This window comes from Pseudomonas sp. PH1b (assembly GCF_000633395.1).
Classification (GTDB): Bacteria; Pseudomonadota; Gammaproteobacteria; order Pseudomonadales; family Pseudomonadaceae; genus Aquipseudomonas.
This window is the reverse complement of the sequence record NZ_AYMU01000012.1, coordinates 185283-207974: the sequence shown is the minus strand read 5'-3', so window position 1 is coordinate 207974 and position 22692 is coordinate 185283. Positions and strand designations below refer to the sequence as shown.

General features: G+C 62.1%; 17 protein-coding genes and 6 tRNA genes. 18 read left to right on the top strand and 5 right to left on the bottom strand.

Translation table 11 applies throughout. The features are described 5' to 3' along the window. Positions 1–61: 61 nt before the first annotated feature. Positions 62–1258: an amino acid aminotransferase gene (locus tag U873_RS0121540; RefSeq protein ID WP_025130205.1), complete on the bottom strand. Its 1197-nt coding sequence runs from the start codon at positions 1256–1258 to the stop codon at positions 62–64. Positions 1259–1595: 337 nt separating this feature from the next. Between U873_RS0121540 and uvrB the strand changes: the two genes are divergently transcribed. Further along, positions 1596–3611: an excinuclease ABC subunit UvrB gene (uvrB, locus tag U873_RS0121535; protein ID WP_025130204.1), complete on the top strand. Its 2016-nt coding sequence runs from the start codon at positions 1596–1598 to the stop codon at positions 3609–3611. A gap of 111 nt (positions 3612–3722) precedes the next feature. Here the strand turns inward: uvrB and U873_RS0121530 are convergent, their stop codons facing one another. Continuing rightward, positions 3723–5213, bottom strand: coding sequence for an MDR family MFS transporter (locus tag U873_RS0121530; protein WP_177330300.1), 1491 nt, complete (start codon positions 5211–5213; stop codon positions 3723–3725). Positions 5214–5262: 49 nt separating this feature from the next. After that, entirely contained in the window at positions 5263–6309 is a 1047-nt protein-coding gene (locus tag U873_RS0121525) for an HlyD family secretion protein (protein WP_025130202.1), read from the bottom strand. A 232-nt stretch (positions 6310–6541) separates the two neighbouring features. On the opposite strand from U873_RS0121525, the gene gltX reads away from it, so the two are divergent. The 12 genes from gltX (at position 6542) to U873_RS0121465 (ending at position 12858) form a co-directional block, all read left to right on the top strand. Then, complete coding sequence (gene gltX, locus U873_RS0121520; protein ID WP_025130201.1) at positions 6542–8023, top strand: glutamate--tRNA ligase; 1482 nt, start codon at positions 6542–6544, stop codon at positions 8021–8023. A 279-nt stretch (positions 8024–8302) separates the two neighbouring features. Then, positions 8303–8378 (top strand) — tRNA-Ala (locus U873_RS0121515). Positions 8379–8457: 79 nt separating this feature from the next. Beyond that, positions 8458–8533, top strand: a tRNA-Glu gene (locus tag U873_RS0121510). A gap of 52 nt (positions 8534–8585) precedes the next feature. Further along, positions 8586–8661 (top strand) — tRNA-Ala (locus tag U873_RS0121505). Between the two features lie 79 nt (positions 8662–8740). After that, positions 8741–8816, top strand: a tRNA-Glu gene (locus U873_RS0121500). Positions 8817–8868: 52 nt separating this feature from the next. Then, positions 8869–8944: transfer RNA gene (locus tag U873_RS0121495), tRNA-Ala, on the top strand. Positions 8945–9021: 77 nt separating this feature from the next. Beyond that, positions 9022–9097, top strand: a tRNA-Glu gene (locus tag U873_RS0121490). Between the two features lie 183 nt (positions 9098–9280). Continuing rightward, on the top strand, positions 9281–9820 hold the full coding sequence (locus tag U873_RS0121485; protein WP_025130200.1) for a TetR/AcrR family transcriptional regulator: 540 nt from the start codon (positions 9281–9283) through the stop codon (positions 9818–9820). 29 nt (positions 9821–9849) lie between these two features. Next, positions 9850–10683, top strand: coding sequence for an alpha/beta fold hydrolase (locus tag U873_RS0121480; protein ID WP_025130199.1), 834 nt, complete (start codon positions 9850–9852; stop codon positions 10681–10683). Between the two features lie 48 nt (positions 10684–10731). Further along, complete coding sequence (locus U873_RS0121475; RefSeq protein WP_025130198.1) at positions 10732–11169, top strand: thioesterase family protein; 438 nt, start codon at positions 10732–10734, stop codon at positions 11167–11169. A gap of 169 nt (positions 11170–11338) precedes the next feature. Beyond that, positions 11339–12298, top strand: coding sequence for a tRNA-dihydrouridine synthase (locus U873_RS0121470; RefSeq protein ID WP_025130197.1), 960 nt, complete (start codon positions 11339–11341; stop codon positions 12296–12298). A gap of 113 nt (positions 12299–12411) precedes the next feature. Then, the gene (locus tag U873_RS0121465) at positions 12412–12858 is read left to right on the top strand and encodes an Hsp20 family protein (RefSeq protein ID WP_025130196.1); all 447 of its coding nucleotides are present in this window, start codon (positions 12412–12414) and stop codon (positions 12856–12858) included. Between the two features lie 49 nt (positions 12859–12907). Here the strand turns inward: U873_RS0121465 and U873_RS0121460 are convergent, their stop codons facing one another. Then, positions 12908–16186, bottom strand: a complete 3279-nt coding sequence (locus U873_RS0121460) for an EAL domain-containing protein (protein WP_025130195.1) — start codon at positions 16184–16186, stop codon at positions 12908–12910. Between the two features lie 81 nt (positions 16187–16267). Continuing rightward, on the bottom strand, positions 16268–17158 hold the full coding sequence (locus U873_RS0121455; RefSeq protein ID WP_025130194.1) for a LysR family transcriptional regulator: 891 nt from the start codon (positions 17156–17158) through the stop codon (positions 16268–16270). A 153-nt stretch (positions 17159–17311) separates the two neighbouring features. On the opposite strand from U873_RS0121455, the gene leuC reads away from it, so the two are divergent. From leuC to asd, 5 genes are all read left to right on the top strand, one after another. Further along, positions 17312–18730: a 3-isopropylmalate dehydratase large subunit gene (gene leuC / locus U873_RS0121450; protein WP_025130193.1), complete on the top strand. Its 1419-nt coding sequence runs from the start codon at positions 17312–17314 to the stop codon at positions 18728–18730. An 11-nt stretch (positions 18731–18741) separates the two neighbouring features. Beyond that, entirely contained in the window at positions 18742–19386 is a 645-nt protein-coding gene (gene leuD, locus U873_RS0121445; RefSeq protein WP_025130192.1) for a 3-isopropylmalate dehydratase small subunit, read from the top strand. Between the two features lie 93 nt (positions 19387–19479). Further along, positions 19480–20244: a class I SAM-dependent methyltransferase gene (locus tag U873_RS0121440; RefSeq protein WP_025130191.1), complete on the top strand. Its 765-nt coding sequence runs from the start codon at positions 19480–19482 to the stop codon at positions 20242–20244. Between the two features lie 51 nt (positions 20245–20295). Then, positions 20296–21378, top strand: coding sequence for a 3-isopropylmalate dehydrogenase (gene leuB, locus U873_RS0121435; RefSeq protein WP_025130190.1), 1083 nt, complete (start codon positions 20296–20298; stop codon positions 21376–21378). A gap of 54 nt (positions 21379–21432) precedes the next feature. Next, the gene (asd, locus tag U873_RS0121430; protein WP_025130189.1) at positions 21433–22545 is read left to right on the top strand and encodes an aspartate-semialdehyde dehydrogenase; all 1113 of its coding nucleotides are present in this window, start codon (positions 21433–21435) and stop codon (positions 22543–22545) included. Positions 22546–22692: the final 147 nt, after the last annotated feature.

Below are 22692 nucleotides of genomic sequence, written 5' to 3'. Positions count from 1 at the left end.
GAATTGTGAGCATAAAAAAGGGGAAGCCTGGCGGCTTCCCCTTTTTTGCGACGGCTGTGAATCAGATCACCTGGAGGATGGCCTTGGTCACCACGTCGATGTTGTTCTGGTTCAGCGCGGCAACGCAGATGCGGCCGGTGTCCAGGGCATAGATGCCGAACTCGTTGCGCAGGCGGGTGACTTGCTCAACGGTCAGGCCGGAGTAGGAGAACATGCCGCACTGGCGGCCGACGAAGCTGAAGTCGTGCGCTGGCGCGCCCTTGGCCAGCAGGTCGACCATCTGGGTGCGCATGCCACGGATCCGCAGGCGCATTTCTGCCAGTTCCTGCTCCCACTGGGCGCGCAGTTCCGGGCTGTTCAGCACGGCGGCAACGATGGTTGCACCGTGGGTTGGCGGGTTCGAATAGTTGGTGCGGATCACGCGCTTGACCTGGGACAGCACGCGGGCACTTTCTTCTTTCGAGCTGCTGACGATGGACAGTGCGCCTACACGTTCGCCGTACAGCGAGAACGACTTGGAGAAGGAGCTGGATACGAAGAAGGTCAGGCCCGATTCGGCGAACAGGCGCACCGCTGCGGCGTCTTCGTCGATGCCGGCGCCAAAGCCCTGGTAGGCCATGTCGAGGAATGGCACCAGGTTTTTTGCCTTGACCACGTCCAGGACGTTTTTCCAGTCCTCTGGGCTCAGGTCGACACCGGTCGGGTTGTGGCAGCAGGCGTGCAGCACCACGATCGACTGGGCTGGCAGGGCGTTGAGGTCCTCCAGCAGGCCGGCACGGTTCACGTCGTGGGTGGCGGCGTCGTAATAGCGGTAGTTCTGCACCGGGAAGCCGGCGGTTTCGAACAGCGCGCGGTGGTTTTCCCAGCTCGGGTCACTGATGGCCACTACGGCGTTGGGCAGTAGTTGCTTGAGGAAGTCGGCACCGATCTTCAGTGCGCCGGTGCCGCCCACGGCCTGGGTGGTGACCACGCGGCCAGCGGCCAGCAATGGCGAGTCGTTGCCGAACAGCAGCTTCTGTACCGCCTGGTCGTAGGCGGCGATGCCGTCGATCGGCAGGTAGCCACGGGAAGCGTGTTGGGCGGCGCGAATCGTCTCGGCTTCGACAACGGCGCGCAGGAGTGGAATGCGTCCCTCCTCGTTGCAGTACACGCCCACCCCAAGGTTGACCTTGTTGGTACGGGTGTCGGCGTTGAATGCTTCGTTGAGGCCCAGGATTGGATCGCGTGGTGCCATTTCGACAGCGGAGAACAGGCTCATTTTTACGGCGGCTCTGAATGGAGTGTGGAGGGACGTGTCGCGCTCCAGCCGAATGCACTAGAGCGGTGCACAAACGGGGAGCTAGTATAGAGGCCATCATCGCGGGGGGCGACAGGCTAATGACCTTTTGCGACAAGTTTTTCGCTTTATTTTTCGACCGTTAGTCTTATTGCAATAAACAGGTGAATGGCGGTTGTCAGGCCTTTACCTTGAAAGCTGTGGTATTTGGCTCCACATCATGGATATTCCCGTTTTTTTCCTCGGCGACATGGGTCGTGCGCGGTCTTTCTCGTTGCTGTCCGGTCCCGCCGCGCAGGAATGATCCCAGAGGTACGTTATGTCTGAATTCCAGCTTGTCACCCGCTTCCAGCCCGCCGGCGACCAGCCGGAAGCCATCCGCCTGATGGTCGAAGGCATCGAGGCCGGGCTGGCGCACCAGACCTTGCTCGGCGTAACCGGCTCGGGCAAGACCTTCAGTATCGCCAACGTGATCGCCCAGGTGCAGCGCCCGACCCTGGTACTGGCACCGAACAAGACCCTGGCGGCGCAGTTGTACGGCGAGTTCAAGGCGTTCTTCCCGAACAATGCGGTGGAGTACTTCGTTTCCTACTACGACTACTACCAGCCCGAGGCCTATGTGCCGTCGTCCGATACCTTCATCGAGAAGGACGCCTCGATCAACGACCATATCGAGCAGATGCGCCTGTCTGCGACCAAGGCGCTGCTGGAGCGCAAGGACGCCATCATCGTTACCACGGTGTCCTGCATCTATGGCCTGGGCAGCCCGGAAACCTACCTGAAGATGGTCCTGCACGTGGACCGTGGCGACAAGCTCGACCAGCGCGCCTTGCTGCGCCGCCTGGCGGACTTGCAGTACACCCGCAACGACATGGACTTTGCCCGCGCCACCTTCCGCGTGCGTGGCGACGTGATCGACATCTATCCGGCGGAATCGGACCTGGAAGCGATCCGCATCGAGCTGTTCGACGACGAGGTGGAAAGCATCAGTGCCTTCGATCCGCTGACCGGCGAAGTGATCCGCAAACTGCCGCGCTTCACCTTCTACCCCAAGAGCCACTACGTGACCCCGCGGGAAACCCTGCTGGATGCCATCGAAGGGATCAAGGTGGAGTTGCAGGAACGCCTGGAGTACCTGCGTTCCAACAACAAGCTGGTGGAAGCCCAGCGCCTGGAGCAGCGCACCCGTTTCGATCTGGAGATGATCCTCGAACTGGGCTACTGCAACGGCATCGAGAACTACTCGCGCTACCTTTCGGGGCGTCCCGCTGGCGCCGCGCCACCTACCTTGTACGACTACCTGCCGGCGGATGCCTTGCTGGTGATCGACGAATCCCACGTCAGCGTGCCCCAGGTCGGCGCCATGTATAAGGGCGACCGCTCGCGCAAGGAAACCCTGGTTGAGTACGGCTTCCGCCTGCCATCGGCTCTGGATAACCGGCCAATGCGTTTTGACGAGTGGGAAGGGGTGAGTCCACAGACCATCTTCGTTTCCGCCACTCCGGGCAACTATGAAGCCGAGCACGCCGGCCGCGTGGTGGAGCAGGTGGTGCGCCCCACCGGGCTGGTGGACCCGCAAGTGGAAGTGCGCCCGGCCCTGACCCAGGTGGACGACCTGCTGTCGGAAATCACCAAGCGGGTTGCAGTGGAAGAGCGAGTGCTGGTCACTACCCTGACCAAGCGCATGGCCGAAGACCTCACCGATTACCTGGCCGACCACGGCGTGCGGGTGCGCTACCTGCACTCGGACATCGACACCGTGGAGCGGGTGGAAATCATCCGCGACCTGCGTCTGGGGACATTCGACGTGCTGGTGGGGATCAACCTGCTGCGCGAAGGTCTGGACATGCCGGAGGTGTCCCTGGTGGCGATTCTCGACGCCGACAAGGAAGGTTTCCTGCGTTCCGAACGTTCGTTGATCCAGACCATCGGCCGGGCCGCGCGTAACCTCAATGGCCGGGCGATTCTCTATGCCGACCGCATCACCGGTTCGATGGAGCGGGCGATCGGCGAAACCGAGCGTCGCCGCGACAAGCAGATCGCCTTTAACCTGGCCAACGGCATCACCCCCAAGGGCGTGTTCAAGGATGTCGCCGACATCATGGAAGGCGCCACCGTGCCGGGCTCGCGCAGCAAGAAGCGCAAGGGCATGGCCAAGGCCGCCGAGGAAAACGCCCGCTACGAAAACGAATTGCGTTCGCCGAGCGAGATCACCAAGCGTATTCGCCAGCTTGAAGAGAAGATGTACCAGCTTGCCCGCGACCTTGAGTTCGAAGCGGCAGCGCAGATGCGTGACGAGATCAGCAAGTTGCGCGAGCGCCTGCTGACCCTCTGATCTCGCCCATCCCGTAGGAGCCGGCTCGCCGGCGAAGAGGTCCTCAAGTCCTGTGCAAGGGGTGGTGGCCTCTTCGCTGGCGAGCCAGCTCCCACACCTGGCAACTTCAGGTCAGTGAGCTTCGCCGGCCTTCAAGCCTTTGGGCAGGGCCTTGGTCAGCAGGATAGCCAGCATGCTGACCCCCAAGGCAATCCCGACAAAATGGAAGGCGTCGTTGTAGGCCATGATCTGCGCCTGCTGGTGGGTGATCTCACTGAGCTTGCCCAGGGCCGCGGTTTCGCTGCCGAATTTCTCGGTCAGTGCGGCCAGGCGTTCCGCCACCTGCGGGTTGCTCGGCACCACGGCTTCGCGCAGGTAGTCGAAATAGGTCTTGGTCCGGGCGTCCAGCAGGGTCGCCAGCAAGGCGATGCCGATCGCACCGCCGAGGTTGCGCAGGATGTTGAACAGGCTGGAGGCCGATCCTGCGTCCTGGGGTTGTATATAAGCCGTGGCGATCAGCGAGATGGTGACCATGATCAGCGGCTGGCCGAGGGCGCGGATGATCTGGATCTGGTTGAACTGCGGCCCGGCGAAGTCCGGGTTGAGCACCCCGGAAGAGAAGCTCGCCAGCCCGAACAGACCAAAACCCAGGGTGCACAGCCACTTTGGTGAAATGAACTGCATCAGCTTGGGCACCAGGGGGATCAGGAACAACTGCGGCACCCCCATCCACATGATGACTTCGCCGATCTGCAGGGCGTTGTAGTTCTGGATCTGTGCCAGGTACAGCGGCAGCAGATAGATCGAGCCATACAGGCCGACCCCCATGCCCAGGCTGGAGATGCTCGACAGGCCGCAGTTGCGATTGCGCAGGATGCCCAGGTTGATCAGCGGGTTGGGCCTGGATACCTGCACGATCACAAAAGTGATCAGGCTGAGCAGGGCAATGCTGCCCAGGCTCACGATCAGGCTCGATTCCAGCCAGTCCTTGCGGTGGCCCTCTTCAAGAAACACCTGCAGGCAGCCCAGCCCCAGTCCGAGGGTGAGAATGCCAGCGTAGTCGGTGCTTTTCAGCAGCTCCCAGTGGGCTTCCTTCTTTTCCAGGCCGTAGAGCAGGCCGGCAATCATCAGCAGGCCCGGCGGCACGTTGATATAGAAGATGTATTCCCAGCCCCAGTTCTCCGTCAGCCAGCCGCCGATGGTGGGGCCGATGGAGGGGGCGAAGGTGGCGGTCATGGCGAACATCGCCATGCCTTTGGCTCGGTGATGCTCGGGGAGCTTGATCAGGGTCAGGGTGAACGCCAGGGGGATCAGCGCACCACCGGTGAAGCCTTGCAGGGCGCGGAACACGATCATGCTTTCCAGGCTCCAGGCCATGGAGCAGAGCAGGGAGGCAATCAGGAAACCCACCGAGACCCAGACCGCCAGCCGGCGTGCCGAGAGCAACTGCACCAGCCACGCGGTGAGGGGGATCATGATGATTTCCGCCACCAGGTAGGAGGTGGAGATCCACGAGCCTTCCTCCAGGGTGGCGGAGAGTGCGCCCTGGATGTCCTTGAGCGAAGAGTTGGTGATCTGGATATCCAGCACCGCCATGAACGCGCCGAGCATGGCGCTCATCACTGCGATCCAGTCGCGCCGGGTGGGCTCTCCCTCCGGGCGCAGCAGTTGATCACCGGCCATCGACTGGGTCTTTGACGTTGACCTTGACGGTCACGGACATGCCCGGGCGAATCTTGCCCTGCAGCGGGTTGTCGGCGGCGAAGGTCAGCTTGACCGGGATACGCTGTACCACTTTGGTGAAGTTGCCGGTGGCGTTGTCTGGCGGCAGCAGGCTGAACTGCGCGCCCGAGGCGGCGAACAGGCTCTCGACCCGGGCCTGGATCGGCGTGTCGCCGTAGGCATCGAAGGTCAGCTCGGCCTGCTGCCCGGGCTGCATGTGGCCGATCTGGGTTTCCTTGAAGTTGGCCTGGACCCAAATGTCCTGGTCGGGGACGATCGACAGCAGATAGGCACCGGCCTGGACTACCTGGCCGTTGCGTGCGGCGCGCTGGCCGATGAGGCCGCTGATGGGGGCGTGGATCGCGCTGCGGGTGAGATTCAGCTGGACCTGGGCCAGGTCGGCCCGAGCGTTGGCAATCTGCGCATCAAGGCGCTTGATCTCGGCGCTCAGGGCGTTGACCTGCTGGCGCTGCCCTTGCAGGTCGGCCTGGGCCTTGGCTACTTGCGAGCGGGCGATATGGTTGTCGGCGGAGAGGGTGGTGACCCGTTCTTCGGAAACGTATCCGGGCTTGCGCAGGGTCTGTGCCCGGGACAGATCGATCTGCGAGCGGCCGAGACTGGCCTGGCTTGAGGCCACTTGGGCTTCGCTGGCGGCAATCAGGCTGGCTTGCTGGGTCAGTTTGCTCTGGGCCTGCAGGCGTTCGGCCTCCCGGGTGGCCAGGGCTGCCTGGGCGCGGTCCACGGCCAGCTGGAAGTCCTCGCCTTCCAGGCGCACCAGCAATTGGCCTTTCTCTACATGCTGGTTGTCCTGTACCAGCACCTCATCTATGCGGGCGCTCAACTGGCTGGAGACTCGGGTGATCTCGCCCTGGACGTAGGCGTTGTCGGTGGTTTCATAAAAGCGTCCGTGGAACCACCAATGGGCCAGGAACCCCAGGGCGATCAACAGGACCAGGGACAGGAAGGTGAACAGGCGGCGCTTGAGTTGGGCAGGCATGGGCAGGTTGTAGCCAATAAAGTGTAAGGAGATTTATCAGCGGGCGAATCTGGCATATAGCTCCCGGGTGGTAAATGGTCCGTATTGATTATTGGCCATTCCTGGCGCGCGCAGCGCCTCGAAGTCGCGACCTTGGCTTAAATGCCCTCCTTACTGGAGCCGGGCTGGTGTCGCCTGTTACCATTCGCCCCCTGTTTTATTCTTCGCTTTTCTATTCTTTTCGAGACATGCCATGACCACCGTCCGCACGCGCATCGCGCCATCGCCTACCGGGGATCCCCACGTAGGTACCGCTTACATCGCTTTGTTCAACTATTGCTTTGCCAAGCAGCATGGCGGTGAGTTCATCCTGCGTATCGAAGACACCGACCAGTTGCGTTCGACCCGTGAGTCCGAGCAGCAGATCTTCGATGCCTTGCGCTGGCTGGGCATCAACTGGAGCGAAGGCCCGGATGTGGGTGGTCCGCACGGTCCGTATCGCCAGAGCGAGCGTGGCGACATCTACCAGAAGTATGCCCAGCAGTTGGTGGATCTGGGGCATGCCTTCCCGTGCTTCTGCACCGCTGAGGAGCTGGACCAGATGCGTGCCGAGCAGATGGCTCGCGGCGAAACCCCGCGCTACGACGGTCGTGCCTTGCTGCTGTCCAAGGAAGAAGTGGCCCAGCGCCTGGCGGCAGGTGAGCCTCACGTGATCCGCATGAAGGTGCCTACCGAAGGTGTCTGTGTGGTGCCGGACCTGCTGCGCGGCGATGTCGAAATCCCCTGGGATCGCATGGACATGCAGGTCCTGATGAAGACCGATGGCCTGCCGACCTACTTCCTGGCCAACGTGGTCGACGACCATCTGATGGGCATCACCCACGTACTGCGCGGCGAAGAGTGGCTGCCGTCGGCGCCGAAACTGATCCTGCTGTACGAATACTTCGGCTGGGAGCAACCGCAGCTGTGCTACATGCCGCTGCTGCGCAACCCGGACAAGAGCAAGCTGTCCAAGCGCAAGAACCCGACCTCGGTGACCTTCTACGAGCGCATGGGCTTCATGCCTGAAGCCATGCTCAACTACCTGGGCCGCATGGGCTGGTCGATGCCGGATGAGCGCGAGAAGTTCTCGCTGCAGGAAATGGTCGACAACTTCGACTTGTCGCGGGTTTCCCTGGGCGGTCCGATTTTTGATATCGAGAAGCTTTCCTGGCTCAACGGCCAGTGGCTGCGTGACCTGCCGGTGGAAGAGTTCGCCAGCCGGGTGCAAACCTGGGCGCTGAACCCCGAATACATGATGAAGATCGCACCGCACGTACAGGGCCGGGTCGAGACCTTCAGCCAGATCGCACCCTTGGCCGGCTTCTTCTTCGCCGGTGGCGTGAACCCGGATGCCAAGCTGTTCGAGTCCAAGAAGCTGTCCGGCGATCAGGTGCGTCAGCTGATGCAATTGATCCTGTGGAAGCTCGAAAGCCTGCGTCAGTGGGAGAAAGACAGCATCACCGCGACCATCCAGGCGGTGGTCGAGTCTCTGGAGCTGAAACTGCGCGATGCCATGCCGCTGATGTTTGCTGCCATTACTGGCCAGGCCAGTTCGGTGTCGGTGCTCGATGCCATGGAAATCCTCGGTCCGGACCTGACCCGTTTCCGTCTGCGCCAGGCCATCGATCTGCTGGGTGGTGTGTCGAAGAAAGAAAACAAGGAATGGGAAAAACTCCTCGGCGCCATCGCCTGAGGCGTTTTTGCCGAAGGGGAACCGACAGGGGCGGTGAGCTTTTCGACTACGCTTGAAACTCAAGCGCCAGGCGGGTTGATTGCGGCTTCTGATGGTTCTTTGAGGCTTGCGGCGAGTGTTTTGTGCAACTCGCCGCAGGCGCAGAGAGCCGCAAAACCCCGGGTTTTCCGGGCGGGGCGGTAAGTGATTGTTATCCCGGCAAATTTTTTTCCAAAAAGCGCAAAAAAAATTGACAGCCTCCCGATCGCCCCTTAAGATTCGCCCCGTCCTCACCGACGAGGGGCTATAGCTCAGCTGGGAGAGCGCTTGCATGGCATGCAAGAGGTCGACGGTTCGATCCCGTCTAGCTCCACCAATTTACAGTTCAGGGCCTGGCCACACCGGCCTTGAATCGATCAGTACTCAGCACTGATCAGTTGTACAGAAGGGTTTGCGTCCCCTTCGTCTAGTGGCCTAGGACACCGCCCTTTCACGGCGGTAACAGGGGTTCGAGTCCCCTAGGGGACGCCAGTTTCACACAAGCGATGTTGCAAGATGTCGCTGCGCCGCGAGGCGAAAATCCGGGGCTATAGCTCAGCTGGGAGAGCGCTTGCATGGCATGCAAGAGGTCGACGGTTCGATCCCGTCTAGCTCCACCAATTTACAGTTCAAGGCCTGGCCACACCGGCCTTGAATCGATCAGTACTCAGCACTGATCAGTTGTACAGAAGGGTTTGCGTCCCCTTCGTCTAGTGGCCTAGGACACCGCCCTTTCACGGCGGTAACAGGGGTTCGAGTCCCCTAGGGGACGCCAGTTTCACACAAGCGATGTTGCAAGATATCGCTGCGCCGCGAGGCGAAAATCCGGGGCTATAGCTCAGCTGGGAGAGCGCTTGCATGGCATGCAAGAGGTCGACGGTTCGATCCCGTCTAGCTCCACCAAATCACAGTTCAAGGCCTGGCCACACCGGCCTTGAATCGATCAGTACTCAGCACTGATCAGCTGTCAGAAGGTTTGTGTCCCCTTCGTCTAGTGGCCTAGGACACCGCCCTTTCACGGCGGTAACAGGGGTTCGAGTCCCCTAGGGGACGCCACGTTTACCCGCTCTGCGGGATTTATAAGGGTCATTCGATTATTGAATGGCCCTTTTGTTTGTCTGGCGTTCAGCCAATTCTCCCTTTCTTCCTCCGCCTGCGCTTCTGACCGACGGTCGCACTGGCGGCTTGCGGAAAATTATTATGGGAATAATATTTTGTCCGTAATATTCGGAGGTGATGATGAACGATAAAAAAGCTCAAACCCGCGAACGGATACTTCAGGCTGCCAGTTCCGCACTGATCCAGCGTGGCCCGGCCGAGCCGAGTGTCGGTGAGGTGATGGGGGCTGCCGGGCTGACGGTCGGCGGCTTCTATGCGCACTTCGAGAGCAAGGACGCGCTGATGCTTGAGGCCTTCACTCAACTGCTGGCCCATCGTCGTGGCCTGCTGGATGAAATGGACTCGACCCTGAGCGGTGAAGAGCGTCGGGCGTTGACGGCGGCATTTTATCTGTCTCGCAAGCACCGTGATTCCACTGAGCAGGCTTGTCCGATTCCTGCGTCTGTCGGTGAGCTGGGTCGTTTGCCGGAGACATTCCGTCACGCCTTGAGCGAGCATATGGAGTTGATGGTCGCGCAATTGGCCGCAAGTCCCGAGGATACGGACAAGGCCCTGGCGGACATGGCCTTGATGGTCGGCGGGCTGTCCCTGGCGCGAGCCCTGGGGCCGGGCGAGTTGTCCGATCGTTTGCTGCGGGCTGCCAAGTCGGCAGTTCTTTGATCGGGCGTTCAATGGCGAGGTAGCGGGTGATGAGCGGATTGAATTGGATTCGTGGCGTCAATGGCACCCTGGGCTGGGTGGCCCCCCACTGGGCGGCGAATCGGATGCGCCAACTGTTCATGACACCGCGCGAGCTTCCTCCTCGAGACTGGGAGTTGCCGCTGCTCGAGAGTGCCGAGCGCCTCACCCTGCGTTTCGGGCTCTCGGCCCTGCGCTGGGGGCAGGGGCTGACAGTGCTCTTGATGCATGGTTGGGAAGGGCGTCCGACGCAGTTCGCCAGCCTGATCCAGGCGCTGGTAGCGGCCGGCTATACCGCGGTGGCGCTGGACGGACCTGCCCATGGCCGGTCTCCCGGGGATGAGGCCAATGTGGTGCTGTTTGCCCGGGCCATGCTGGAGGCCGCGGCAGAGTTGCCGCCCTTGCGGAGCGTGATCGGTCACTCCATGGGCGGCGCCAGTGCCATGCTGGCGGTGCAGTTGGGGCTGCGTACCGAAACCCTGGTTAGCATTGCGGCTCCTGCCCGAATCCTGGGCGTACTGCGAGGTTTTGCCCGCTCTATGCGCTTGCCGCCCAAGGCCCGTTCGGCGTTTATCCGCCAGGTGGAGAAAGAGGTGGGGATGCGTGCTGCGACGCTGGACGTGGACCAGTATCAGTTGGAAATGCCCGGCTTGATCGTGCACGCCGAAGACGATCGGTTTGTCCCGGTCAGGGAGTCGGAAGTGATCCATCAGGCCTGGTTCGACAGTCGCCTGCTGCGCTTGAGCGACGGAGGGCATCAGCGAGTGCTGGCCGATCCTCGGGTGGTTGATGCCGTGGTCGCTCTGGTCAGCGGCCGGCATCTGCAAGCACGCCAATCGGCCTGAGCATCCGTTACACTGCCCCGGTCAAAAAAATCTGACCGGGAGTTGGGCATGAGTTGGGATCTGGCAACGCCATTCACTATCGACCTGCAGGTGGCAGCCGAGGATATCGATGGCCTGGGGCACGCCAACAACGCGGTCTACGTGACCTGGTTGGAGCGTTGCGCCTGGCGGCATTCGCAGCGCCTGGGGCTGGACCTGGCAGAATATCGTCGTCTGGATCGAGCGATGGCGGTGGTGCGTCACGAGATCGACTACCTGGCGGCGGGGTATGAAGGGGATGAGTTGCAACTGGCGACCTGGATTGTCGATTGGGACCAGCGCTTGAAGATGACCCGGCGCTTCCAGCTGGTCCGCCCGAGCGATGGCACGACGCTGTTACGGGCGCAGACCACCTTTGTCTGCATCGAACTGTCTACCGGCAAGCCCAAACGCATGCCTGCCGAATTCCTTGAAGGCTATGGTCCGGCCCTGCAGTCCCCTGAATAATTTTCCTGCCCTTGCGCAGAGCCAGGCTGCGCTGCCTCTGAGACGAGGGGGCGCCTGGATCGCGGGCCTGTTGGCCGACCGGCCGCAACCTGCAAAATCCCTGCTAGCGGGCGAAACCCAGTAGACTGGCGCCCGTTTTTTCGCCCGTGTTTTTCATTGAGTGTGTTTCATGCAAATTGCCTTGGCGCCCATGGAGGGGTTGGTCGACAACATCCTGCGGGATGTACTGACACATGTTGGCGGGATTGACTGGTGTGTCACCGAGTTCATCCGGGTCAATGATCGCCTGCTCACGCCTGCCTATTTCCACAAGCTCGCTCCCGAACTGCTGCGGGGCGCGCAGACTGCTGCCGGTGTGCCGCTGCGGGTGCAGTTGCTGGGCTCCGATCCGGTGTGCCTGGCCGAGAACGCGGCGTTGGCCTGCGAGCTGGGCAGCGAGGTCATCGACCTGAATTTCGGCTGCCCGGCCAAGACTGTCAACAAGTCCCGAGGTGGCGCGGTGCTGCTAAAGGAGCCCGAGCTGCTCAACCAGATCGTCGAGCACGTACGGCGGGCGGTGCCGGCGCATATCCCGGTCACGGCGAAGATGCGCCTGGGCTTCGACAGTCCGGACGGCTCGCTGGTGTGCGCCACGGCGCTGGCCGAGGGCGGCGCCGAGCACATCGTTGTGCACGCACGGACCAAGGTCGACGGCTACAAGCCACCGGCCCACTGGGAGTGGATTCCCCGGGTGCAAGAGGTGGTCAAGGTGCCGGTGTTCGCCAACGGTGATATCTGGAGCGTCGAGGATTGGCGGCGCTGCCGGGAAATCAGTGGCGTCGAGGACATCATGCTGGGGCGCGGCCTGGTCTCGCGCCCGGACCTTGCCCGGCAGATTGCCGCAGCCCGGGCCGGTGAAGAAGTGATGGCAATGTCCTGGGCTGATTTGCAGCCCATGCTGCAAGACTTCTGGGCCCAGGTGGTGGTGCAGTTGACCCCGCGCTCGGCACCTGGGCGCTTGAAGCAGTGGCTGGCAATGCTGACCCGCAATTACCCGGAAGCGGTCGAGCTGTTTACCGCCCTGCGCCGGGAAACCGATCTGGATCAGGTCGGTCGCCTGTTGGGTATGCCCCAGCCGGAAGCCGCTTAAAAAATTCAGCGGGCCTCTCTTGAAATACCAGGGTCGATCCTTATCTCTTGGGTACGCGATGCCGAATTCGGGTCGCGTAGACAACCACTCGCTGAATATCAGGAGATAGACCCATGAGTACTGCATTTTCCCTGGCTCCACTGTTCCGTTCCTCTGTCGGCTTCGACCGTTTCAACGATCTGTTCGAATCGGCACTGCGCAACGAGCCTGGCAGCAGCTACCCACCCTACAACGTTGAGAAGCACGCCGACGATCAATACCGCATCGTCATCGCCGCTGCCGGCTTCCAGGAAGAAGACCTGGAGCTGCAAGTGGAGAAAGGTGTGTTGACCGTGAGCGGTGGCAAGCGCGACGCCAATGACAGTGTGACCTACCTGCACCAGGGCATTGCCCAGCGTGCATTCAAGCTGTCCTTCCGCCTGGCCGACCATATCGAGGTCAAGGCTGCCGGCCTGAGCAACGGTCTGCTGAGTATCGACTTGCTGCGGGTCGTGCCGGAAGAGGCCAAGCCTAAGCGCATCGCCATCAACGGTGCGCAGCAGCAGGCTCTGCAACACTAAGACCGCTGCATGAAAAAGGGCGCCCTGGTGGCGCCCTTTTTTGTGCCTGTCATTCCAGCAGTTTCTTGAACTCGCTCAGGGGCAGGGGCCGGCTGTGCAGGTATCCCTGGTACAGGTGGCACTCCAGTCCTTGCAGGAACTCCAGTTGCTGCGGGGTTTCCACCCCCTCGGCAATCACCTTCAGGTCCAGGCTGCGGGCCATGGCGACAATCGCCCGGATGATTTCCGCATCGTTGGGGTCGTGGGTCGCATCGCGGACGAAAGACTGGTCGATCTTCAAGGTGTCCACCGGCAGGCGCTTGAGGTAGGTCAGCGAGGAGTAGCCAGTGCCAAAATCATCCATGGCGAAGCTGACCCCGAGCTTTTTCAGTCGGCGCATCTTGCTGATGGTGTCGTCCAGGTTCTGGATCACGATGCCCTCGGTGATCTCCAGTTTCAGCAGGGACGAGGGCAGGGCGTAGGCGGTCAGGCTGTGCTCGATTCGTTCGACAAAATCGTTCTGGCGGAACTGCCGCGGGCTGATGTTGACGCACAGGCTGAAGTGATGAGGGTCCACCAGTTGCTGATCGATCAATTGGCTGAAGGCCAGGCAGGCTTCGTCGAGAATCCAGGTGCCTACTTCGAGAATCAACCCGCTGTCCTCCAGCACCTTGATGAACTCGGTGGGTGACTGGGCGCCCAGCTCCGGATGCTGCCAGCGAACCAGGGCTTCGGCGCCGACGATGCGGTTGTCGCGGGCGTCCACCTGGGGCTGGAAGTGCACACTGAATTCGCCGCGAGACAAGGCCAGGCGCAAGTCGGTTTCCATGCGCAGGCGCTCGCTGGCGGCTTTCTGCATGGTGTTGTGGAACATCTGCGTGGTGTTGCGCCCCGAATCCTTGGCCCGATAGAGGGCGATGTCGGCGCGCTTGAGCAGGTCGGTGGGGGTCGAGCCGTGATCGGGAATCAGTGCTACGCCGATGCTGGGGGTGACCTGCAGGCGCTGGCCGTCGAGGAACATGGGCTCCGAGAGCAGCTCGCGCAAGGTGCCGGCCAGTTGCCGGACCTGGTCGCTGACTTCGTTGCGCGAACCTTCCAGGCCGCTCAGCAGCACCACGAATTCATCGCCGCCCAGGCGGGCCACGGTGTCTTCCATGCGCACGCTGGCCTCCAGCCGCGCCGTGATGATCTTCAGTACCGTGTCGCCCACCGGGTGACCAAGGGAGTCGTTGATGTGCTTGAAGTGGTCGAGGTCGAGGAACAGCAGGGCGCCCCGCAGGTTGTGGCGCTTGAGCAGGGCAATCTGCTGGCTCAGGCGGTCCATCAGCAGGGCGCGGTTGGGCAGGTTGGTCAGGGGGTCGTGGTAGGCCAGGTGGCGGATCTGCGCCTGGGCGTTCTTCAGCAGGCTGACATCCCGTGCGGTGAGCAGCAGGCACGGGGTTTCATTGAGGGTGATCGGTTCGACCGAGGCTTCTAGGGTGAGGATTTCCCCGCGCTTGTTGCGCCCCAGCATCTCCAGGTGATGCACCCGGCCCTTGAGCTTGAGCTCGGCCAGCAACGTGGAAAGTTGGGCCTCTTCGGCCCAGATGCCAATTTCATACATGGTGCGGCCGATCACTTCATCGGTGCGATAGCCGGTCAGGCGGCAGAAGCCGTCGTTGACCTCCAGGTAGCGCCCGGTGTCACGCTCGGTGATGGTGATGGCGTCGGGGCTGGAGTGGAAGGCCTTGGCGAACTTCTCCTCGCTGGCCTTGAGGGCGGCTTCCGAGCGCTGTTGCTGGGTGATGTCCCGCAGCGTGGTGACGATGCACAGTTGCTTGTCGACAGTGATCTGGCGGCTGGAAATGATGCAGGTCAGGGGCTGGCCGTCCTTGTGGTTGACCACCACCGCCACGTTGTTCAGTGCCTGTTCACGAATCACTTGCTCGATCCGTCGCAGGCGCGGGGCGGGATCTTCCCAGAGCCCGATCTGCTCGGCGCTGCGGTTGATCACCTCCTCCAGAGTCCAGCCGAAGGTCTGGGTGAAGCTGGAGTTGATCTCGATGAACTGGCCGGTTTCCCGCAAGGTGACGCAGATCGGGTCTGGGCTGACCTGGAACAGGCTGGCGAACTTTTCTTCCGAGGTGATCAGGCGCTGTTCGCGCTCCACCTGTTCAGTGATGTCCAGTAGCGTGCCGGCCATGCGCAGCGGATTGCCCTGTTCGTCGCGGTACAGGCGCGCCCGGCTTTCCAGGTAGCGCGAGCTGCCGTCCAGCAGTTGCACCCGGTAGGTCAACTGGTAGTTGCCTGCCGGGCCCTCGCGCAGGCTGCGGTAGGCATCGCGCATGGAATTGCGCTCTTCGGTGGGTACACCTTCGAAGAAGGCATCGAAGGACTCGTGAAAGGGCGCCGGTTCCAGGCCGTGCAATTGTGCTGCACGGGCCGAGCCGTAGAGCATGCCGCTGGGAATGTGCCAGTCCCAGGTGCCCAATTGCGCCGAGTCCAGGGCCAGGTCAAGGCGTTCCTGGCTGTCCTTGAGGGCCTGTTCGGCTCTTTTGCGTTCGCTGGTGTCGAGGAAGGTGCTCAACAGGTAGGCCTTGCCTTCCAGTTCGACCTTCTGCGCGCTGAGAATGCCATCGTGGATTTGCCCGTTGCTGGCGCGGAACTGGACTTCCAGGCTCGCGGTCTGGCCCTTTTTCTGCACGGCCTTGATCAGTTGGGCGCGTTGCTCGGGGTTGACCCAGAGGCCGATCTCCAGGGTGGTGCGGCCGATCACGTGGGCGGCGGGCCAGCCGAACTGGCTTTCGAAGTACTGGTTGGCCTCGCTGATCAGGCCGTCTTCCAGGCGGCTCAGCAGTACGGTGTTGGGGCACAGGTGAAACAGGGTGGCGAAGCGTTTTTCCGAGCTGCTCAGGGCTTCTTCACGCTGGCGCTGGTGGGTGATCTCGCGGATCACCCCGATCATTCGGGGCTTGCCGTGCTTGTCCGGCTGGACACTGCCGCTGATTTCCAGCCAATGCAGGCTGCCGTCAGGCCAGCGAATGCGGTGATGCATGGCGTGCTCCAGGGGCGCGCCAGCCAGTACCGAGTGGAAGGCGCGTACGGTCCTGGCCCGGTCCTCGATCGGCAGCAGGTCGAGGTACTCGAGGTTTTCCGGCAGCGGTTGGCGCGGGTCGAAGCCAAACAGGGCCTGGGTCCCCCGGGACCAGCTGATCTGCCCGCTTTCGATATCCCAATACCAGGCCCCCAACCGCGCACCGTTGAGTGCGGCGAGCAGCTGCGGCGCGCTTTCCCAGCTCTGCTCCGACTCCCGGGGGTCGACAGCGTGAATGCGCGGCAAGGGCGGAATACGGTCAGCGGGTTTGGGCATGGGGTCAGGCCTTGGGCTGAGTAGTTCGTTTGGGCGGGGTACTCATGGTGGTGTGATCTGGCACGGACAAAACCCAGAAATCTATGCCGGGGTCCCTGGCCAATCGACTTGTGCATCCAGTAAGGCCATGAAAGCCCGCGCCGCATTCGACAGCGTCCGTTCGGTGTGCAGGATATAGCCTAGCTGGCGTCGCAGTTGTATGCCCGGCAAAGGAATGCGCGCCACCTGATCATCGAGCATGGTGCGCGGGAGCACGCTCCAGGCCAGGCCGATGGAGACCATCATCTTGATAGTTTCCAGGTAGTTAGTGCTCATGGCGATGTTCGGCGTCAGGCCCTGGGCTTCAAACAGGCGTTGGACAATATGGTGGGTGAAGGTGTTGCCGCCGGGAAATACAGCGGGGTGCAGGGCAATGTCCGCCAGGCTGACCTGGCCATTGCTGACCAGCGGGTGCTCCGGGGCCGCGACGAAGTCCAATGGGTCGTCCCAGACCGCCGTGGCCTGGATCAGGCTGTGGGGTTCGGGCGCCAGGGTGATCACCGCCAGCTCGGCCCGGCCGTGCAGGATTTCCTCATAGGCCACTTCGGAGTCGAGGAATTGGATATCCAGGGCCACTTGCGGATAGCGCCGGGTGAAGGCCCGCAGCAGTGGCGGCAAGCGATGCAGGCCGATGTGATGGCTGGTGGCCAGGGTCAGGCGCCCACTGACTTCGCCCGTGAGGTTGGTCAGGGCTCGGCGCGTGTCATCCAGCACGTTAATGATCTGGTAGGCCCGGGGCAGCAGGGCGCGTCCGGCCTCGGTCAGGCCGATCTCGCGGCCCAGGCGGTCGAACAGCCGCACATTGAGCTGCTGTTCCAGCCCGGCGATACGTTTGCTGATGGCGGGCTGGGTCAGGTGCAGGCGTTCTCCGGCAGCGGAAAAACTGCCGGTCTCGGCAATGGCTATAAAGGCGTTGAGGTTGGCCAGGTCCATGGTCGCATTCCAGTTGGTTATCCAAAGCATGAAAAATATGAATTTGAGTTATTTAATCTAACCCCATAGCATCAGCCTCACAAGCCAAGGGGTTATTGATCGGCAGGCGATCAGGGCCCGGGGCATAGAAACAAGCTGATGAGGAATGGTCCGATGGCCGGCAAGACGCTCTACGACAAGCTCTGGGATTCGCATTTGGTCAAGCAGCGCGACGATGGTTCGGCGCTGATCTATATCGATCGTCACATCATCCACGAAGTGACCTCCCCGCAAGCCTTCGAGGGCCTGCGTCTGGCTGGGCGCAAGCCGTGGCGCATCGATGCCAACATCGCCACCCCGGACCACAACGTGCCGACCACCCCTGAACGCAAGGGCGGAATCGAGGCGATTGCCGACCAGGTGTCGCGTCTTCAGGTGCAGACCCTCGATGACAACTGTGACGAATACGGCATCGTCGAATTCAAGATGAACGACGTGCGCCAGGGCATCGTCCACGTGATCGGCCCGGAGCAGGGCGCGACCTTGCCGGGCATGACCGTGGTCTGCGGCGACTCGCACACCTCCACCCACGGTGCTTTTGGCGCCCTGGCCCACGGCATCGGCACTTCCGAGGTGGAGCACGTACTCGCCACCCAGTGCCTGGTGGCCAAGAAGATGAAGAACATGCTGGTGCGGGTCGAAGGCATCTTGCCTTTCGGCGTGACCGCCAAGGACATCGTCCTCGCGGTGATCGGCAAGATCGGCACCGCCGGCGGCAACGGCCATGCCATCGAGTTCGCTGGCAGCGCGATTCGCGACCTGTCGGTCGAAGGCCGCATGACCATCTGCAACATGTCCATCGAAGCCGGTGCCCGTGTCGGCTTGGTCGCTGCGGATGAAAAGACCGTGGAATACGTCAAGGGCCGTCCTTTCGCCCCCAAGGGCGCGGAATGGGACCTGGCTGTCGAGGCCTGGAAAGACCTGGTGTCCGATGCCGATGCCAGATTCGACACCGTGGTCGAACTCGATGCCGCACAGATCAAGCCGCAGGTCAGCTGGGGCACTTCCCCGGAAATGGTCCTGGCGGTGGATCAGAACGTACCGGATCCGGCCAAGGAAATGGACCTGGTCAAGCGCGATTCCATCGTCCGTGCCTTGAAGTACATGGGCTTGAGCGCCAACCAGGCGATCACCGATATCCAGCTGGATCGGGTGTTCATCGGTTCCTGCACCAACTCGCGGATCGAAGACCTGCGCGCTGCCGCAGTGATCGCCAAGGGCCGTAAGGTGGCTTCCACCATCAAGCAGGCGATCGTGGTCCCGGGCTCGGGCCTGGTGAAGGCTCAGGCCGAGTCGGAAGGTCTGGACAAGATCTTCCTCGAGGCCGGTTTCGAATGGCGTGAGCCGGGCTGCTCGATGTGCCTGGCGATGAACCCGGACCGCCTGGAATCCGGCGAGCATTGTGCCTCGACCTCGAACCGCAACTTCGAAGGGCGCCAGGGCGCAGGTGGCCGTACCCACCTGGTCAGCCCGGCCATGGCCGCCGCCGCCGCTGTCAGCGGTCGTTTCGTCGACGTCCGTGAATTGATCTAAAGGAGCGCAGCATGAAAGCTTTCACCCAGCACACTGGTTTGGTCGCGCCCTTGGATCGTGCCAACGTCGACACCGATCAGATCATCCCCAAGCAGTTCCTCAAGTCGATCAAGCGCACCGGCTTTGGCCCCAACCTGTTCGACGAGTGGCGCTACCTGGATGTGGGGCAACCGTACCAGGACAACTCCAAGCGTCCGCTGAACAAGGACTTCGTGCTCAACGCCGAGCGTTACCAGGGCGCCAGCGTGTTGCTGGCGCGGGAAAACTTCGGTTGCGGCTCCAGCCGCGAACACGCGCCCTGGGCGTTGGAAGAGTACGGTTTTCGCAGCATCATCGCGCCGAGCTATGCCGACATCTTCTTCAACAACAGCTTCAAGAACGGCCTGCTGCCGATCATCTTGAGCGACGAGGAGGTCGACGAGCTGTTCCAGCAGGTGGAAGGCACCCCGGGCTACCAGTTGCGCATCGACCTTGAGGCGCAGACCGTGACCCGTCCTGACGGCAAGGTGCTGACGTTCGAGATCGACGCGTTCCGCAAGCATTGCCTGCTCAACGGCCTCGACGACATCGGCCTGACCCTACAGGACGGTGATGCCATCGCCGCCTTTGAGGCCAAGCATCGCGCCAGCCAGCCCTGGTTGTTCCGCGACGCCTGAGTGACTGTCTGCCTGCTGGCCGCTGGCTGCCGATCGGTGCAGCTGGCGGCTGGCCGGTGAATGCTGTTTTTCCCTGATCAAAAGGACCGCATCATGACCAGCAAGGCCCATAGCCAAGTGGTACAGACGCAATTCGGCGAGCAGGCTTCGGCCTACCTGAGCAGTGCGGTGCACGCTCAAGGTGTCGAGTTCGCCCTGCTACAGGCCGAGGTTGCGCAGCGCGGCGATGCGCGAGTGCTGGACCTGGGCTGTGGCGCTGGGCATGTGAGCTTTCATGTCGCACCGCTGGTCAGGGAGGTGGTGGCCTATGACCTTTCGCCGCAGATGCTTGATGTGGTGGCCAGTGCAGCGGCTGAGCGCAATCTGGGTAATATCAGCACCCGGCATGGCGCCGCCGAACGCTTGCCGTTCGCCGATGGCGAGTTCGACTTCGTGTTCAGCCGTTATTCGGCTCACCACTGGAGCGACCTGGGCCTGGCCCTGCGCGAGGTGCGCCGGGTATTGAAACCGGGTGGCGTGGCGGCGTTCATCGATGTCTTGTCGCCGGGCAGTCCGCTGTTCGACACTTACCTGCAGAGCGTGGAAGTGCTGCGTGATACCAGCCATGTGCGCGATTATTCGGCAGGGGAGTGGTTGCGCCAGGTCAGTGAGGCCGGTTTGCACACGCGCAGCACCGCTCGTCAGCGCCTGCGCCTGGAGTACAGCTCCTGGGTCGAACGCATGCGTACGCCCCAGGTCATGCGTGCGGCGATCCGCGAGCTGCAGCAGGCCATGGGCAATGAAGTGCGCGAATATTTTGAGATCGAGGCCGATGGTTCGTTCAGTACAGATGTACTGGTGCTGTGGGCCGAACGATAGAATTTTTCCGGGTACGCCTGCGGGCGTGCCGACAGAGTAAATGAGGAACCCATGAGCAAACAGATTCTGATTCTCCCTGGCGACGGTATCGGCCCGGAAATCATGGCCGAGGCGGTCAAGGTGCTGGAACTGGCCAATGACAAGTACCGCCTGGGCTTCGAGCTGAGCCACGACGTGATCGGCGGCGCCGCCATCGACAAGCACGGCGTGCCGCTGGCCGATGAGACCCTGGAGCGCGCTCGTGCCGCCGACGCGGTGCTGCTGGGGGCTGTGGGTGGTCCGAAATGGGACAAGATCGAACGTGACATCCGTCCTGAGCGCGGCCTGTTGAAGATCCGTGCGCAATTGGGCCTGTTCGGCAACCTGCGCCCGGCAATTCTCTACCCGCAACTGGCGGATGCCTCGAGCCTGAAGCCGGAAATTGTCTCCGGCCTGGACATCCTCATCGTTCGCGAGCTGACCGGCGGCATCTACTTCGGTGCGCCCCGCGGCACCCGCGAGCTGGAAAACGGCGAGCGCCAGTCCTACGACACCCTGCCATACAGCGAGAGCGAGATCCGTCGCATCGCCCGGGTCGGCTTCGACATGGCGCGGGTGCGCGGCAAGAAGCTCTGCTCGGTGGACAAGGCCAATGTCCTGGCCTCCAGCCAGCTGTGGCGCGAAGTGGTCGAGGAGGTGGCCAAGGACTACCCGGATGTCGAACTGAGCCATATGTACGTCGACAACGCCGCCATGCAACTGGTCCGCGCCCCAAAGCAGTTCGACGTGATGGTGACCGACAATATGTTCGGCGACATCCTGTCCGACGAAGCCTCGATGCTCACCGGTTCCATCGGCATGCTGCCCTCGGCCTCCCTGGATGCCAACAACAAGGGCATGTACGAGCCTTGCCACGGCTCGGCGCCGGACATTGCCGGGCAGGGCATTGCCAACCCCTTGGCGACCATCCTCTCGGTGTCGATGATGCTGCGCTACAGCTTCAACCTGAACGAGGCGGCGGACGCCATCGAGCAGGCCGTGAGCCGGGTGCTGGATCAAGGCTTGCGCACCGGTGACATCTGGTCGGCAGGTTGCACCAAAGTCGGTACGCAGGAAATGGGCGATGCAGTAGTCGCCGCGCTGCGGAATCTGTAATCTTTGCGGCCCACTGCACAGACAGTGGCCCACTTTTGTATAGGTGTAGTTGCGATGAAACGTGTAGGTCTGATCGGTTGGCGCGGTATGGTCGGTTCCGTGCTCATGCAGCGGATGCTGGAAGAGCAGGACTTCGATCTTATTGAACCGGTGTTTTTCAGCACTTCCAATGTCGGTGGCCAAGGGCCGTCGGTGGGCAAGGACATTGCTCCGCTGAAGGATGCCTACAGCATTGAAGAGTTGAAAACCCTCGACGTGATTCTGACCTGCCAGGGTGGCGACTACACCAGTGAAGTCTTCCCCAAGCTGCGCGAAGCCGGCTGGCAGGGCTACTGGATCGACGCCGCTTCCAGCCTGCGCATGCAGGATGACGCGGTGATCATCCTCGACCCGGTGAATCGCAAGGTCATCGATCAGCAGCTGGATGCCGGGACCAAGAACTACATCGGCGGCAACTGCACCGTCAGCCTGATGCTGATGGGCCTGGGCGGCCTGTTCGAAGCCGGCCTGGTGGAGTGGATGAGCGCCATGACCTACCAGGCGGCCTCGGGCGCGGGTGCGCAGAACATGCGCGAGCTGATCAAGCAGATGGGCGCAACCCACGCTGCGGTTGCCGATGACCTGGCCAACCCGGCCAGCGCCATCCTCGACATCGACCGCAAAGTGGCCGAGGCCATGCGCAGCGATGCCTATCCGACCGAGAACTTCGGCGTGCCGCTGGCCGGCAGCCTGATCCCGTGGATCGACAAGGAACTGCCCAACGGCCAGAGCCGTGAAGAGTGGAAGGCCCAGGCCGAGACCAACAAGATCCTCGGTCGCTTCAAGAACCCGATCCCGGTGGACGGCATCTGCGTGCGTATCGGCGCCATGCGCTGCCACAGCCAGGCGCTGACCATCAAGCTCAACAAGGACGTACCGATCGCCGATATCGAAGGGCTGATCAGCCAGCACAACCCTTGGGTCAAACTGGTGCCGAACCAGCGCGAGATCAGCATGCAGGAGCTGAGCCCGACCAAGGTTACCGGCACCCTGAACGTGCCGGTTGGCCGTCTGCGCAAGCTCAACATGGGCTCGCAGTTCCTTGGCGCCTTCACCGTGGGCGACCAACTGCTGTGGGGCGCGGCCGAGCCGCTGCGCCGCATGCTGCGGATCCTGCTCGAGCGTTGATCGCCTGAGGCTCTGAAAGAACCCGCCCCTGCTGCCAGGTGCGGGTTTTTTTATGGGCGCGCTGGGGCTCAGTGGCTTCTGAGGCGGTTCTCGCTGCCGTTGCGAGGGCCCCATGAATTGCCTCGCCACCCTGTGCCGGGTAAAGTG

Excerpts from the sequence above, each read along its gene's own strand:
- asd (WP_025130189.1), top strand. The coding sequence starts at position 21,433 with ATGAAACGTGTAGGTCTGATCGGTTGGCGCGGTATGGTCGGTTCCGTG.
- U873_RS0121460 (WP_025130195.1), bottom strand. The coding sequence starts at position 16,186 with ATGCCCAAACCCGCTGACCGTATTCCGCCCTTGCCGCGCATTCACGCT.
- U873_RS0121485 (WP_025130200.1), top strand. The coding sequence starts at position 9,281 with ATGAACGATAAAAAAGCTCAAACCCGCGAACGGATACTTCAGGCTGCC.
- leuB (WP_025130190.1), top strand. The coding sequence starts at position 20,296 with ATGAGCAAACAGATTCTGATTCTCCCTGGCGACGGTATCGGCCCGGAA.
- U873_RS0121470 (WP_025130197.1), top strand. The coding sequence starts at position 11,339 with ATGCAAATTGCCTTGGCGCCCATGGAGGGGTTGGTCGACAACATCCTG.
- U873_RS0121440 (WP_025130191.1), top strand. The coding sequence starts at position 19,480 with ATGACCAGCAAGGCCCATAGCCAAGTGGTACAGACGCAATTCGGCGAG.
- uvrB (WP_025130204.1), top strand. The coding sequence starts at position 1,596 with ATGTCTGAATTCCAGCTTGTCACCCGCTTCCAGCCCGCCGGCGACCAG.
- U873_RS0121525 (WP_025130202.1), bottom strand. The coding sequence starts at position 6,309 with ATGCCTGCCCAACTCAAGCGCCGCCTGTTCACCTTCCTGTCCCTGGTC.
- leuD (WP_025130192.1), top strand. The coding sequence starts at position 18,742 with ATGAAAGCTTTCACCCAGCACACTGGTTTGGTCGCGCCCTTGGATCGT.
- U873_RS0121540 (WP_025130205.1), bottom strand. The coding sequence starts at position 1,258 with ATGAGCCTGTTCTCCGCTGTCGAAATGGCACCACGCGATCCAATCCTG.
- U873_RS0121480 (WP_025130199.1), top strand. The coding sequence starts at position 9,850 with ATGAGCGGATTGAATTGGATTCGTGGCGTCAATGGCACCCTGGGCTGG.
- gltX (WP_025130201.1), top strand. The coding sequence starts at position 6,542 with ATGACCACCGTCCGCACGCGCATCGCGCCATCGCCTACCGGGGATCCC.
- U873_RS0121465 (WP_025130196.1), top strand. The coding sequence starts at position 12,412 with ATGAGTACTGCATTTTCCCTGGCTCCACTGTTCCGTTCCTCTGTCGGC.
- leuC (WP_025130193.1), top strand. The coding sequence starts at position 17,312 with ATGGCCGGCAAGACGCTCTACGACAAGCTCTGGGATTCGCATTTGGTC.
- U873_RS0121475 (WP_025130198.1), top strand. The coding sequence starts at position 10,732 with ATGAGTTGGGATCTGGCAACGCCATTCACTATCGACCTGCAGGTGGCA.
- U873_RS0121455 (WP_025130194.1), bottom strand. The coding sequence starts at position 17,158 with ATGGACCTGGCCAACCTCAACGCCTTTATAGCCATTGCCGAGACCGGC.